Raw genomic sequence first — 14,893 nt, 5'->3', positions numbered from 1 at the left:
AAACGACGGCTACATCATGCCGTCGTTTTTTCTATTTATAAAATGGACAGAATATATCCGCCAAAGGCTCCGAGTATAACGATAACCCAAGGTGGTGTTTTCCAAAAAGCTAGTAAGCAAAAAAGAAGCGAAGCGAAAACGAAATCTGAAGCATTTATAATTGTACTCGTCCAAATGGGATCGTAAAAAGCGGCAATTAAAATACCAACAACTGCGGCGTTAACACCAAGTAGTGCGCCTTGTATGAATGATATTTTTCTCACACTGTTCCAAAATGGTAAAACACCAATAACGAGTAAGAAAGCAGGGAGGAAAATCGCAATTGTTGCGAGTGTTGCCCCAAGCGTCCCGTTTAACACTGCTCCTATATAAGAGGCGAATGTAAATAGTGGTCCTGGTACTGTTTGTGTTAATCCGTATCCAGCTAGGAACTGTTCTTTCGTCATCATTCCGTTTTGTACGAACTCACCTTCAAGAAGAGGCAGCACGACGTGTCCTCCTCCAAATACAAGTGCGCCAGAGCGATAGAAACTATCAAATAAAGCGATGTAATAAGAGAACGGTCTTAATATTGGTAGCAGTAGTAATAGTCCAAAGAATAAGACGAGACAAGAAACTGCTATCTTTTTTGAAATAGGTACTTTTATATTTTGAGATTGGCTAATTGGTTGGTTGCGATCTGGAGTTAACTTTTGCGCCATTCCCCATATGGCATGAGCGACAATAGCGACTGCTACAAGTTTTAGTCCATGAATCCAGCCAGCACTTCCAAGATCGAACTGATTAAGGAATGAGGCGAAGAAAACTAAAACAAGTACAGACGGTAAAGTGAATCCAATCCATGAAATAATAGCTCCTAATAACCCGCCCCTTAATAATCCAACCCCCATACCGACTTGACTGCTGGCAGGACCAGGAAGGAATTGACATAGCGCTACTAAATCTCCATAGCTTCGTTCATCCATCCATTTTCTTTTTTGCACGTATTCGTGGTGAAAATAGCCGAGATGAGCGACAGGACCGCCGAATGAAGTAAGTCCTAATTTAAATGAGACGAGAAAAATCTCTAATAATGTGTGAAAGATGTGTTTGTTTTTTTTCAAAATAACCTCCTATAATGTTTTTCTATGTGCATTATACAAGAGACTTTCAATCTACAGGAACGGTTTTAATGTAAAGATTTTGTGAATCTTTTCTTTGTAATTAAAATTGAAAAAGTCATAAATGATTATGTCTAAACCATAAAGTAGTAGAAGTAGTGCTGGGAAATTTATATAAGGAGAATGCCTTATGACAACACATTTCTTTGCCAGGTTAACAGGTAAGAGGGAAGTGCCTCCTGTAAATACAGAAGCTTTTGGGGTAGCAGAGTTTATTTTTAGTGATGATTTAACGAAATTGCATTACAGAGTAATACTAAAAAGTATAGAAAAGGTTACATCGTGTCAAATTCATTTAGGAAAGTCTACTCAAATTGGTCCTGTTGTTTTATATTTGTATGGTCCACTGGAGCAAGGGATAAGCTTAAACGAGGGAAGCATTACTGGTGTAGTGAATGTGGAGGATTTTGAGGGACCTTTACAAGGGAAATCATTTGTACATTTACTTCAAGAAATTATTCAAGCAAATGTATATGTTAATGTCCATACGAAATCACAAAAAAGAGGAGAAATAAGAGGGCGAGTTAGAAAAGTAAAGAAGTAGAGGAAAAGGCTGTCCATATGTTGGAACAGCCTTTTCTTCTTAATATAAGGTGCTAGTTTTAGCGATTATTGTCGGTAAATCGATATATTTTGAAAATCGCTGATATAACTCGCGTTACGGTCGATATTTTTAAAAAATGCCTCGATTAATTTTTCGCAGGCTGATTTTTAATAAAGAAGTCCATAACGTAAAATACTTCGTCATCAGGTATTTGTATTTCAAATGTATTTTCAATTGGTTGCAATGCTTTTTTTACTTTCATATACATCCAGTATTCATCTTGTCTTCTTTTCTCTTTATCAGGGTGAGGAAGAAGGCTTTCTCCTTTTTGAAGACGGTCAACCATACAGCTCATATGCAGAATAACACCCATTAAGCTATCAGGAGTTAGCTGTAAGGAGATTAATTCTTGAATTGTATTTAATGCGTAACGAATTGTTTTGATAAGTAATGCCCCATCGTTACGCTGCATTTGTTGTTCAAGAATATCCGCCATTTTTGCATATGTTTCTTCATACGTAATTAATTCTTGAATGGGCTGAATCGCTGTGTAGTTTACGATGTCTTGGAAATGATATGTTAAGCACGGCACTTGCACATCGAAATTCGTGACGATACAAATGATGTTACGCTCTTTTTTTATGTTCTCGATCATTTTCGTTAAATCTTTTTCATGCACGATACTAATCGGAATAATTTCAATTAAGTCTTTATCAAATCGTAAATAGTTCTCTAACATTTTTTGAATAGCTAAAGCACTTCCTTCACCAGTTAAACAAGCTGTTAAAATAACAGATTTCATTGGAGAGAGAGGTTTTTTCTTTTCTTCTTGTACGTTTAAGTAAAACGGTGTTAAATTTTTTACTGTTTCATATAGCGCATCTAATGAATAACCGAGCTGGGCTTTTCGAGCTGCTTCTAGTGCGTGTGGTGTGCTCGTCATCGAGAGAACACGTACAGGAATTTTGAACTCCGTTTCTAATATGTCACCGATATAAGCAAGTGACCCCATATCGACAAGTAAGAGAAGCCCATTTACATTTTGTAGTGTTTTCATATACACTTTCACACGTTCTAAGAAATCTTTCGGTGATTCGTGTAACGGCATATCAATACCGGTTACTTCCTCAATGCCGAGAAGTTCGTTTGCAACGTTTGCCATTTCAGTTGCGATGCCATTACCGTGTGCTAATATTAATACTTTTACTTCTGTTTGTGAGGCAGGAATTGGATCAACAACGAAGAACATTGTTAAAAAGCCAGCTTCATCAATAGGCATTGTTATTTGTAATTCTTCTTCCAGTAGTTGAATGCCTTGCATAGCTACGGAAAAGGCTTCTTTATATTTCGTACGAATTTGATTTAATTGTGGGTGATGTATTTGTTTTCCGCTTTGTAAACGTTGTAGAGTTGTCTGTACATGTAAACTTAAAGCGAGAAATACTTTTTCATCAAACGTCTTAGATAAATACTTTTCCGCAAGTTCCGCTATTTTTTCACATACGGAAACGATATTACGATCCACAATTTTAAAAACATTTTCATGGCTTGTTTTTTTTGATATTTGGTTAAAATATTGTACGAAAAAGCTTTGAACATCATTTTCTATTAGTAATTCTAATTCTTCCTCTTCAATACCGCGTGCTTGAAGTTCTTCGTATTTATAATCAATATAATCGTAAATAGAAGAACGTTTTTCATCTTCTGTTTTATGATTACTCCAACCTTCATCACCTGTAAATACAAATGTTTCATTTGGTATTTGGTATAAGTGACGGCTCTTCCTTTCAATGAACAGCCCTTCTTTCATATACCAAGGTAAGTCTGTACTTGAAACATAGACAGAATCACGTTTCTTTGTCACGAATTCAGAATAGGCTTTCGCACAGGCAATTTGTACATCCGTTTTTAATTGACCGATGTTATTGGGGCAATTGTAAAAGACGAAAGCACGCATTGCATTCGGACTAACGTGAATTTCTTTTCGCAGACGAATTGCTTCATTTGTAAAAAATAGCTGTAGTAAAGCAAAGCGTTCTTTATGTGTACGCTCACGAAGTGGTGGCAGCGTGACAGTCATCGGTATACGTCTTGTAAATGTTTTTAATAAAAATGAATTTGGTTCTTCTGTTGTTGCAGTAATGATTAATACTTGTGCTTTACGCTCGTTTTCTGTTTCTCCAAGGCGTCGGTATACTCCGCGGTCAATAAAGGTGAAAAGCATTTCTTGTCCCTCTGGAGGCAGGCGATGGACTTCATCTAAGAAGAGAATCCCTTCATGAGCTTTTTCAATTAACCCTTTTTGATCACTTGCACCTGTGTAAGCTCCTTTTTTAATTCCAAATAACTGTCCAAGTAGTAGTTGTGGATTATTTGCATAATCAGCACAGTTAAATACGATAAATGGTGCATCTTTGGGAAGCTGTTCAACTTCAATCGCATATTCGTGCATTAAAGAAGCAAACATAGACTTTCCCACTCCTGTTTCTCCGAGCAGTAAAGTATGCATACCGTTTGGAGGATAGAGAATAGAAGCTTTCGCTTTTTCAATTGCGATTTTAAGGCTTGTATTTTCAATTGCAAATGTATCTAATGAAGTTACTTCTTTTGAATGCGTTTCCAACGAAGCGTTCGTTTCTATGTAAAAACGAACAGGACGCGTATTTGTTTTTAATAAACGTTTGTCTTTTACAAGTTTGTTTAAGTCGCTACTTACATTGGCGCGATCTAGTTGCAACAGGGTAGCTAGTTCTGATGCGGTTACACCTTCTGTATAATTGCCTTTTTGTATTGCGTTAAAAATGAGATCTATTCGTTTCATTTCTATTCACCTCGAAACTTCATCACTATCTAAAATTTTACACAAAAATGGGAAGGGTGGGAAGAGAAAAATAAAACAGCTTTAGTACATAAGCACTAAAGCTGTTACAATCTTGTGTCTTTCCAAAAATTTACCTTAAGATGAGAAGAAGGATTATAGGGAAGAAGTTTGTATCCTTGTGACTGTAAATAATCAATTACTTGTGGCAGTATTTGTACGGTTACACTCGAATCATGCATTAAAATGACTTCTACTTGTTCATCACTTTGATTACGTACTCTTTCGAGTATGGCAGAAGGATTGTCATAGCTTTTCCAGTCGTATGTATCGATTGTCCAATCCCACATTTTATACTGGGCCGATACAAGTGCGTCACGGTAATTCTTTTTTAAGTAAGGCATACTACCATACGGAACGCGAACGAGATGTGTATTTAATTTCGTAACTTGCTGGACAATGTTTTGTGTTTGTTCCATTTCTGTAATTAAAGCAGATGGATCGCCAGTGTAAAGGCGTTTTACATCGTGTGACATACTGTGAAGTCCGATATAATGTCCGTCTTTAATTAATCGCTGCATTGTTTTTTTATAATGTGGTACTTTTCCACCAATAACAAAGAAAGTTGCTTTTCCGTTCTTTTCTTTTAAGATGTTTAAAATTTGTGTAGTATATTTGTTTGGTCCGTCATCAAATGTTAAGTACGCGATTTTTTGGGTAGAAGAGGTAGTTTCAGTATTTGGATGATGTTCAGCAGGGGTAATTGTAGTTGCTCCTGCATGAGATGACGCGTACATAGTAATCGTTAAAAATAAAATAGTGTATTGAAATACTCGCTTGATCATAACATTCACCCTCAGTTTGACAATCAAGATGTAAAAAGAAAATATAATCCTTTTCTTATTATGTATATCTTTCTCCAATAGTGGAACTCTCAAACAAGCTATATTTTGGAAATGTAAAATAATGAATAAAAAATAGCATCCTCTTATAAGAAAGAGGACGCTATTTGAATATTTCATAATGGTAAAGGCTATACTACAATTAGTCTTCGCGTTTTTTCACTTTTTTATAAAAGGAAATAAGTGGTTTGTAACGTTCATGTACAAGCCCGATTATTTCAGCAATGATTTCTGTGAAGAAAATCAAAGCGAAAAGAAGAATAATGGATAACCATAACGTTGCACTAGTGAAAATAATGGCATTTACACTAAAGAAAATACCGAATGCGTATATAATTAGTACCGTTTTGCGATGAGAGAATCCCATTGCAAGTAAGCGGTGATGTAAATGCGATTTATCTGGTGCTGAAATAGGTTTTTTATTTACGATACGACGGATGATTGCAAATATCGTATCAAATATAGGTACACCTAAAATGATAATTGGAACGATAAAACTGAATAACGTTACACTTTTGTATAATCCAAGCAACGATATAACAGAAATACAGTATCCTAAAAATAGTGCTCCTGTATCTCCCATGAAAATTTTTGCTGGATGGAAGTTGTAGAATAAAAATCCAATTGTACTTGCTAATATAATTAATGCGAGTGGCAAGATAATAGCTGTTCCAGTACCCCATGGGCTAGTGAAGGCCATATATGCTAGCGTTGCAAGTACGATAGATGAAATCCCAGCAGATAATCCATCTAAGCCGTCAATTAAGTTGATTGCATTCGTAATACCTACAAGCCAAAATACTGTGATTGGATAAGCAAGCCATCCAAGTTCAGTATCCCCAAGGAATGGAATATATAATACTTGCACTAATAATCCACTTTTTACAATCATAATGGCAACTAACAGTTGTCCACCGAATTTTACTCTCGCAGATAACTCGTACATATCATCTAAAATTCCGATGATTACAATGATAATCGCACCTAGCGTTATCGATAACATTCTTTGCTCATATAAGCCACCGACAACAAATCCTACAGCTACACCAATAAATATTGCTAACCCGCCAAGACGTGGCATAATCTTTTGGTGCACTTTACGTGCGTTTGGCTTATCTGTCGCTCCTATTTTAAAAGCTAATTTAATAACTAAAGGAGTAACGACGAGTACAGTGATAAAAGATGCCAAAATGGCATAAATCACTTGTGAGTCCATTAATACCCCACCCTTTATAGTCTAACGTAATTTTTTTTTTGAAAATATATTTATCTGAAAATTATGATGTTTATTTACAGGCTCATAACATATGGTATCACAAAAAGATTAGAATTCAATCTTTTTTTCTTTTTACGGTTAATGGAAGCGGATAGAATATATGACAATTGTATATAGAATATTGAATCATATGAGAAGGTTAATCGTACTGGACTTTGGAATATGACATTTCCTCTTTTTCTTCGATAGTGAATACTTTTAGTTCAGTATTATAAGTGTTACACGTAGAAATGAGTAAGTTTCGTGTTAAAATGTGGGAATTTATCTCACGTCAACTAGTAGCCCCATTCCTACTAATTAAAATTTTACTTTATCCCACATTAACGGGCAGTAAGACCCCCACCTCAAAATTCAGCAAAGCAAAGAAGTTAGGTGGGGATTAACTGCCCGTAAAGGCCCGATTGGTGAGGGCTGATAATCAGTGGGGGGTGAACAAAACCCCCACTGATTAAAGTTTCACTTTATATTATAGTGCATTTAATTTTACAAAAACTTTAAAAAGAATGAGAGAAGTAATTCATATAATGAAAAAGGAAAAGAGTTTTCTCATTTTTAATGTGAGAGGGGGAAGCACAGGGAGAATTCTATATTTCATATCTTTTCTATTGTATGTTCCTGTGCGAAAAGGAAATGAAAATTACGATAGTAGGTACTGGATATGTTGGATTGATTACAGGAGTAGGATTGGCAAAGTTGGGGCATTCAGTTACATGTTTTGATATAGATGATGAGAAAATTGAACGGATAAAACAAGGGGATTTACCTATTTATGAGGTTAGATTACATGAATTAATAAATCATGCATATGAGAATAATGCTTTAACTTTCACATCAAATAAAGAAGAGGCATTTGAGGATGTAGAGTTTATATTTATTGCAGTTGGAACACCACCTTTATTAGATGGGACGGCGGATTTAACGTATATTCAGAGTGCTTGTAACGATATTGGATTATATGCGACGAACGATATTATTGTTGTTACGAAAAGTACAGTTCCAGTAGGTACAAATGATGTAATGAAAGGATGGATTGAGGAGGAGTTAAAGGGGAGGTATACATTACATATCGTATCGAATCCAGAGTTTTTGCGTGAAGGTTCAGGAATTTATGATTTCTTTCATGCAGATCGTATTGTAATTGGAGCGGATAGTGACGAAGTAGCAAGAAGAGTAGAGAGTTTGTATGGTGAATTACGCTTAGAAACGTATATTACAGATATTAAAAGTGCAGAGATGATTAAATACGCGTCGAATGCCTTTTTAGCTACAAAGATTAGTTTCATTAATGAAATTTCAAATATATGTGAGAAGGTAGGCGCAAATGTATTGGATGTTGCTAAAGGGATGGGAATGGATAAGAGGATCGGTGCATCTTTTTTAAATGCAGGTATTGGATACGGGGGATCATGTTTTCCAAAAGATACGAAAGCGCTGGTGCAAATTGCGGGAAATGTTGCTCATGATTTTCGTTTGTTAAAAGCGGTTATTGAAGTAAATAATAAGCAACAACTGCTATTGATTGAAAAAGCGAAAAAAGTCATGAACATGAATAAAAAGCGGATTGCAGTTCTTGGCGCATCCTTTAAACCGAATACGGATGATATTAGAGAGGCATCATCTCTTATTATAATAGAAGCATTAATTAATATAGGTGCAGATATTGTTCTTTACGACCCAAAAGCAATTCAATATGTGAAAAATATATTTGGAGATGCTATACAATATAGTAGATGTATAGATGAATCGATTAGAGATGCGAGTGCGGTTTTTATCGTAACAGAATGGGAAGATATTCAAACTTATCCGTTAGAAAAGTACGTACAACTTATGAGGGAGCCTATTTTATTTGATGGGAGAAATTGTTATACTGATGAAGATGTTAAGAAACAAAAGATAGATTATTACTCGGTGGGAAGAAAAAGTATTTGTAATAGAAAAGTTTCTGTTATGCGTTAAAAAGGGATGTACTCATGCATATTTTTATATGTCATAATAGAAGCTGTAATTAGTGAAAGAAAAGAGGCAATCACATGACTGAACGTTTAAAAGTAATGACAATTTTCGGGACACGTCCAGAAGCAATTAAAATGGCACCTCTTGTATTAGAGTTGCAAAAACACCCAGAAAAAATTGAATCGATTGTGACTGTAACAGCACAGCATCGCCAAATGTTAGATCAAGTATTAAGTATCTTTGGAATTACGCCAGATTTCGATTTAAATATCATGAAAGACCGCCAAACTTTAATTGATGTTACAACGCGTGGTTTAGAAGGTTTGGATAAAGTAATGAAAGAAGCGAAGCCGGATATTGTACTTGTACATGGTGATACAACAACAACATTTATTGCAAGCTTAGCTGCTTTTTATAATCAAATTCCAGTAGGTCATGTTGAGGCGGGCCTTCGTACGTGGGATAAGTATTCTCCATACCCAGAAGAGATGAATCGTCAATTAACAGGTGTAATGGCGGATCTTCATTTCTCACCAACAGCAAAATCAGCAACGAACTTACAGAAGGAAAATAAAGATGAGTCACGTATTTTCATCACAGGAAATACAGCGATTGACGCGCTACAAACGACTGTAAAAGAAACATATAGTCATCCTGTACTAGAGAAACTTGGAAATGATCGTCTTGTACTTATGACAGCTCACCGTCGTGAAAACTTAGGTGAACCGATGCGTAATATGTTCCGTGCAATTAAGCGTCTTGTTGATAAGCATGAAGATGTACAAGTTGTGTACCCAGTTCATATGAACCCTGTTGTTCGTGAAATAGCAAATGAAATTTTAGGTGAACATAACCGTATTCATTTAATTGAGCCGCTAGATGTAATTGATTTCCACAATGTTGCAGCTCGTTCATACTTAATGTTAACGGATTCTGGTGGTGTACAAGAAGAAGCTCCATCACTTGGGGTACCAGTTCTTGTTCTTCGTGATACAACAGAGCGCCCTGAAGGTATTGAAGCAGGTACGCTGAAATTAGCAGGAACAGACGAAGAGACAATCTTTGGTCTTGCTGATGAGCTGTTATCAGATAAAGAAGCTCATGATAAGATGGCGAAAGCATCTAACCCTTACGGTGATGGTCGTGCATCAGAGCGTATTGTAGAAGCGATTTTACAACACTTTAATAAGTAAATAAAAAAAGGCCCAATCGGATAGATTGGGCCTTTTTGTTACGGCTGATTGCGCATAATCCACTCTGCATGAGCATTTGTAGAAGGTGGCGGATCAGTTGGTGTTTTATTTTGGTTTGTCTCTTTTTTTGTTTGTTCGTTAGAGTTAGAACTTGAATTTGAATCAGGATTTGAGTTGTTTTTTGTAGTTGGATTTTTTGCTTTTTCTCCTAATTCTTTTTCAATTTCGTTACGCACCGTTTCTACACTGATTGGATCTGGAAGGAAGTAATAAATACCGCCTATCTTTTTGTCTTCGCCTTCAAGCTTTAACGTTTGCATTGTAGAAGGATCAAATCCAGAAAGTTTATTGTAAAGAGCAAGTCCGTCTGAAATAGGAATGTCGGTTTTTATATATTTTCCAACGACAGCTGTTAAATCTTTAATTTTAAATACAGTAGAGGTGGAGTTTAGTTTATGAGCAACAGCGGCCAGTAATTGTCTTTGTCTAGCAGCTCGACCATAATCGCCATTTGGATCTTGCTTTCGCATACGGACGTAAGCAAGTGCTTCTTCACCGTTTAAGTTTTGCTGTCCTTGCTTAAATTGAATTTTTTTGTAGTAATCCACGTCAGAGCGCTCCCAGAAATCGAAGGGTACGTCAACAGTAACACCGCCAACAGCATCAACGATACCTTTAAAGCCTTGGAAATCAATTTTCAGATAATGGTCTACAGGAACTTTTAGAAAGCCTTCGACAGTTTTGATTGCCATTTCTTCTCCGCCGTAAGCATGGGCAGCGTTAATTTTGTCTTCCTTATTTTTGCCAACAATTTTAACTCGAGAATCACGAGGAATACTCATAAGTGAAATCTTTTGCGTTTTTGGATTGACTGTTGCAAACATTAATGAGTCTGTACGACCATTTTGACCATCTGTCGCATAATCTTCTATACCCATAATGAGAATTGTAAAAGGTTCCTTTGTAATTTCTACATCTTTGTTTCTTAAATCCGATTTTTCACGAGTAAAACCACTATACATCCCCATAAGAGAAGAGTAAGAATTTAACACATAAACTCCTATACTGCCAAATAAAAATGCGAAAATAAGGAAGAAGAAAAGTTTCCTTCTTCGCTTCTTTTTTATTCTGCTATTTTGGAGATGATAATAACGTTCTTCCATATATAATCTCCTTAGTTCGTTAGTCCATTTGTAGGGAAGTAATTCACTACATTAATCTTTGAAGGTGATAAATGGGTTATGCTTAGATAACATCTTGTTCTAAGTACAACATATCTCCTTCTGTAATTGTACATTTCCCGTTTGTTAATTCAATCATCCAATCTGTAAATGCTTGTTTACCGTCTTCTTCTACATACGTATCAAATGTGACATTTTCTAGATAATGTATATCTTTAATAGCATATTTTGAATTGCGTAATTCATTTTCCACTTTGCCAAGTAATGTGTAATCAATCTCGGTTTGCATCACACGCATTAGTTTTCGCTGGACAACACCGACATGATTAATGCCTTCGCTTGTACACTTTCCATATGCACGAATTAAGCCACCTGCGCCAAGTTTAATGCCACCAAAATAGCGTGTTACGACGACGACGGTATCTTTTAGTCCACGTTTTTTAAGTACTTCTAGCATTGGTACGCCAGCTGTACCGCTAGGCTCACCGTCATCATTTGCCTTTTGAATATGATCTTGTTCGCCAATTAAATAAGCGGAACAATTATGTGTTGCATTCCAATGTTGTTTTTTTATTTTTTGTATAAATTCTTGAGCCTCTTCCTCAGTCGTTGCTCGGCTAATATAACAAATAAATCTTGATTTTTGAATGACGATTTCGTGTTCGCCGTAGTCTTTGATTGTTAAATATTGTAATAGCACTTGTGTACGCCCCTATCTATCAAAATGACTAGTACTTTCCATTTTAAAAGCGAGTCTTTTTATATTCAAACATTTTTTCTAAATATGCTGAAGTTTTTGGTGAGTATTTTATCTTTTTGTTGTAATTTGTCGAGATGGTAGGTATAATTTCAACCGGCATTTTCATGTATGGATGCACCATTTGTAGTTTTCGTGTAAAATTAGGAAATAAAACTTTTTATAAGGCAGGTACGAAAATGAAAATAGCTATTGTTACTGATAGTACGGCATATATACCGAAGCAAATTCGTGATGAACTCAATATATATATGATTCCATTAAACGTTGTGTTTGGAACAGAATCTTATCAAGAAGAAGCTGAAATTTCAGCAGATGATTTTTATGTGAAAGTACGTGAACAAGAGGAACTTCCAAAAACTTCTCAACCAGCAATCGGAAAGTTTGTTGAGCTATATGAAGAGCTAGCTAAAGATTATGATGCAGTTATTAGTATTCACCTATCAAGTGGAATTAGTGGTACATATCAAACATCAACGACAGCTGGACAGATGGTAGAGGGTATTGATGTATATACGTATGACTCTGAAATTAGTTGTGAAGTACAAGGGTTTTATGTGCGTGAAGGTGCAAAGTTAGCAAGTGAAGGAAAGAATCCAAAAGAGATTATCGCTCGTTTTGATGAAATGAAGAAAACGATGGACGCCTATTTTGTAGTTGATGATTTACATCATTTGCAACGTGGTGGTCGATTAAATAGCGCGCAAGCTTTCATCGGCAGTCTGTTACAAGTGAAGCCAGTTTTATATTTTAGAGATAAAATCATTATTCCGTTTGAAAAGATTCGTACACGTAAAAAAGCATTAAAACGTATCATTGAAATTTTTGATGAGCAAGCAAGTAAAGGTGTACCTATGGAAGCAGTTATCATTCATGCGCAACGTGAAGAGGAAGCGAATGAATGGAAGAAAGAATTAGAAGCAAAATATCCTCACGTCACAATTCGTACAGGTTATTTTGGAGCTGTAATTGGTACGCACTTAGGTGAAGGTGCATTAGGTCTTGGATGGTATACGAAGTAATAAAGATATAAAAAGCTCTCTTTTTAAGAGGGTTTTTTTACGGGTATGTTACGTTTAGTTGACAAGTTAATATTTGGAAATGGTAAAATGTACGTAAAATAAAATAATGAGGAAAGTTTTATAACTTACTTTTTACAAGAAACTATATTATAATAGAAGAGAGGTGAAACATATGGAGCATAATTCTTGTTTATGTCCAAAGTTTGAGTCAGCTTTTACTTTGCTTAGTAAGAAATGGACTGGCTTAATTATTAAATCTTTGCTTGAAGAGTCGAAACGTTTTAGAGAAATCGCAGATATTATCCCAAATATGAGCGATCGTATGTTGTCAGAGCGTTTGAAGGAATTGGAAAGCGAGGGCATTGTAGTTCGTAATGTCTATCCAGAAGTACCAGTTCGAATCGAGTATGGCTTAACTGACAAGGGAAAAGCGTTAGAAAGTGTTATGGATGAGGTCCAAAATTGGGCTGAGAAATGGATGAAGTAGCATTTCATTTGTATTCGTATATTTAATAAAACGTAAGGGATTCCTTGCGTTTTTTCTTTGTTTACAGAAGTGAGAAAAGTATATAAATTTCTACACATACATACAAAAATATACGAATTTTGCGCTAGAGCTACAAATAATATTACATTTGTTTTACAAAAGCGTAACATTAGCAAAAAAAATCCCGAATTATGGTATAAATTTTATAGGTTATATACGGAAAAAGAAAAAAGAAAGCGGTGTAAAAAATAAAATGAAAAAGCTAAAAATGGCATCTTGCGCATTAGTTGCAGGGTTAATGTTTTCAGGACTAACACCAAATGTATTTGCAGAAGATAAAATTTCTGACGTGAAATCACAAATTAACACACAAAATGACACTTTACATAAACAACAACAAGAACGTGATGAATTACAAAAACAAATGAATGACTTAAACAAAACAATTCAAGGTTTAGATAAATCTGTTCAAGAGAATGCTACAAAGCTTGATGAAACAACGAAAAAAGTTTCTGATACTGAGCAATTAATTGAAAAGAAAAATAAAGATATTGCAGAATTACAAACAAAGATTGCAAAACGTGAAGAGTTATTAAGAAAGCGTTTAGTTGCACTTCAAGAACAACCAAATACGAACGTTGTAACAGAAGTTCTTGTAAACTCTAAAAACGTTGCAGATTTAGTTGATCGTTTAACTTCTGTTTCTAAAATTCTTGAGTCTGATGAAGATATCATGAAAACACAACAAGAAGACCAAGCTAGTGTGAAAAAAGATGTTGCAACGGTAAAAGAGAAACAAAAAGAATTAAAAGAAGCACAAACTCAAATTGAAACTGCTAAGAAAGAACTTGACGCTGAAAAAGAGAAAAAAGCAACAGCGGTAAACGATTTAAGCGGTAAAATGGATACAGTTGTAACTACAATGACAAGTACAGAAGGTCAATTGAAAGAGCTTGAAAAACAAGCGTTACAATTACAACGCATTGCAGAAGAAGAAGCACAAGCAAAAGCTGCACAAGAAGCTGCTGCTCAAAAACAAGCAGAGCAAGCTGCTAAAGCTGCGCAAGCTCAGCCAGCACAAGCACCTGCAGAGCAAGCTGCACCAGCAAACAATGGTGGACAAGCTCAAAAAGAAGAGCCTAAAAAAGAAGAACCAAAAAAAGAAGAGCCTAAGAAAGAAGCACCTAAAAAAGAAGAGCAAAAGCCAACACCAGATCCAAATCCGGTTCCGGGCGTAATTGGTAAGGCAAAGCAATACTTAGGTATGCCTTATGTTTGGGGAAGTGCATCTCCATCAAACGGTGGTTTTGATTGTAGTGGATTCATTTCTTACATCTTTGGTGTAGGTCGTCAAGACGTTGCAGGTTACTGGAACTCAGTTTCTAAAGTAGGTAGCCCACAACCAGGAGACTTAGTATTCTTCCAAGGTACTTATAAAGCAGGTCCATCTCACATTGGTATTTACGTTGGTAATGGCCAAATGATTCATGCTAGTGATAAAGGAATTGCGTACGGTGATATTAACAGCTCATATAACCAAAAACATTTCTTAGGTTACGGTCGATTCTAGGATTTATAAAAGAATAAAAAACGTGTATAA

The 14,893-nt window shown here is 35.7% G+C and carries 12 protein-coding genes; 6 read left to right on the top strand and 6 right to left on the bottom strand.

Translation table 11 applies throughout. The features are described 5' to 3' along the window. Positions 1-35 precede the first annotated feature (35 nt). A complete protein-coding gene (locus MHI26_RS26765) occupies positions 36-1,103 on the bottom strand; it encodes a chromate transporter (RefSeq protein WP_061667793.1) in 1,068 nt (355 codons plus the stop codon). 187 nt (positions 1,104-1,290) lie between these two features. On the opposite strand from MHI26_RS26765, the gene exsM reads away from it, so the two are divergent. Next, positions 1,291-1,704: an exosporium regulatory protein ExsM gene (gene exsM / locus MHI26_RS26760; RefSeq protein ID WP_000207049.1), complete on the top strand. Its 414-nt coding sequence runs from the start codon at positions 1,291-1,293 to the stop codon at positions 1,702-1,704. A gap of 145 nt (positions 1,705-1,849) precedes the next feature. Here the strand turns inward: exsM and MHI26_RS26755 are convergent, their stop codons facing one another. The 3 genes from MHI26_RS26755 to MHI26_RS26745 all read right to left on the bottom strand — a co-directional run bounded on the left by MHI26_RS26755 (position 1,850) and on the right by MHI26_RS26745 (position 6,640). Continuing rightward, a complete protein-coding gene (locus MHI26_RS26755; protein WP_000820979.1) occupies positions 1,850-4,525 on the bottom strand; it encodes a sigma 54-interacting transcriptional regulator in 2,676 nt (891 codons plus the stop codon). A 104-nt stretch (positions 4,526-4,629) separates the two neighbouring features. After that, complete coding sequence (locus MHI26_RS26750) at positions 4,630-5,367, bottom strand: polysaccharide deacetylase family protein (protein WP_000597169.1); 738 nt, start codon at positions 5,365-5,367, stop codon at positions 4,630-4,632. Positions 5,368-5,566: 199 nt separating this feature from the next. Continuing rightward, positions 5,567-6,640 (bottom strand): glycosyltransferase family 4 protein, encoded by a 1,074-nt coding sequence (locus tag MHI26_RS26745; protein WP_000378320.1) that lies wholly within the window; start codon positions 6,638-6,640, stop codon positions 5,567-5,569. Between the two features lie 690 nt (positions 6,641-7,330). Here MHI26_RS26745 and MHI26_RS26740 point away from each other — a divergent pair. Next, a complete protein-coding gene (locus MHI26_RS26740) occupies positions 7,331-8,656 on the top strand; it encodes a UDP-glucose dehydrogenase family protein (RefSeq protein ID WP_061667821.1) in 1,326 nt (441 codons plus the stop codon). Between the two features lie 74 nt (positions 8,657-8,730). Further along, positions 8,731-9,846: a non-hydrolyzing UDP-N-acetylglucosamine 2-epimerase gene (gene wecB, locus MHI26_RS26735; RefSeq protein WP_000140145.1), complete on the top strand. Its 1,116-nt coding sequence runs from the start codon at positions 8,731-8,733 to the stop codon at positions 9,844-9,846. Between the two features lie 38 nt (positions 9,847-9,884). Here the strand turns inward: wecB and MHI26_RS26730 are convergent, their stop codons facing one another. Both MHI26_RS26730 and MHI26_RS26725 read right to left on the bottom strand, forming a co-directional pair. Further along, positions 9,885-11,009, bottom strand: a complete 1,125-nt coding sequence (locus MHI26_RS26730; protein ID WP_000392797.1) for an LCP family protein — start codon at positions 11,007-11,009, stop codon at positions 9,885-9,887. A gap of 82 nt (positions 11,010-11,091) precedes the next feature. Then, positions 11,092-11,727 carry a YigZ family protein gene (locus MHI26_RS26725; protein ID WP_000926669.1) on the bottom strand — a complete coding sequence of 212 codons (636 nt, stop codon included), beginning with the start codon at positions 11,725-11,727 and terminating at the stop codon, positions 11,092-11,094. Between the two features lie 236 nt (positions 11,728-11,963). Here MHI26_RS26725 and MHI26_RS26720 point away from each other — a divergent pair, with 236 nt between their 5' ends. The 3 genes from MHI26_RS26720 to MHI26_RS26710 all read left to right on the top strand — a co-directional run bounded on the left by MHI26_RS26720 (position 11,964) and on the right by MHI26_RS26710 (position 14,863). Next, positions 11,964-12,806, top strand: coding sequence for a DegV family protein (locus tag MHI26_RS26720; protein ID WP_000684725.1), 843 nt, complete (start codon positions 11,964-11,966; stop codon positions 12,804-12,806). A gap of 172 nt (positions 12,807-12,978) precedes the next feature. Continuing rightward, positions 12,979-13,293 carry a winged helix-turn-helix transcriptional regulator gene (locus MHI26_RS26715; protein ID WP_000400857.1) on the top strand — a complete coding sequence of 105 codons (315 nt, stop codon included), beginning with the start codon at positions 12,979-12,981 and terminating at the stop codon, positions 13,291-13,293. 148 nt (positions 13,294-13,441) lie between these two features. Beyond that, positions 13,442-14,863, top strand: a complete 1,422-nt coding sequence (locus tag MHI26_RS26710; protein WP_061667792.1) for a coiled-coil domain-containing protein — start codon at positions 13,442-13,444, stop codon at positions 14,861-14,863. Positions 14,864-14,893: the final 30 nt, after the last annotated feature.

The organism is Bacillus sp. FSL K6-1218 (assembly GCF_038006445.1).
GTDB lineage: Bacteria > Bacillota > Bacilli > Bacillales > Bacillaceae_G > Bacillus_A > Bacillus_A thuringiensis_S.
This window is presented reverse-complemented; position numbering and strand designations above follow the sequence as displayed.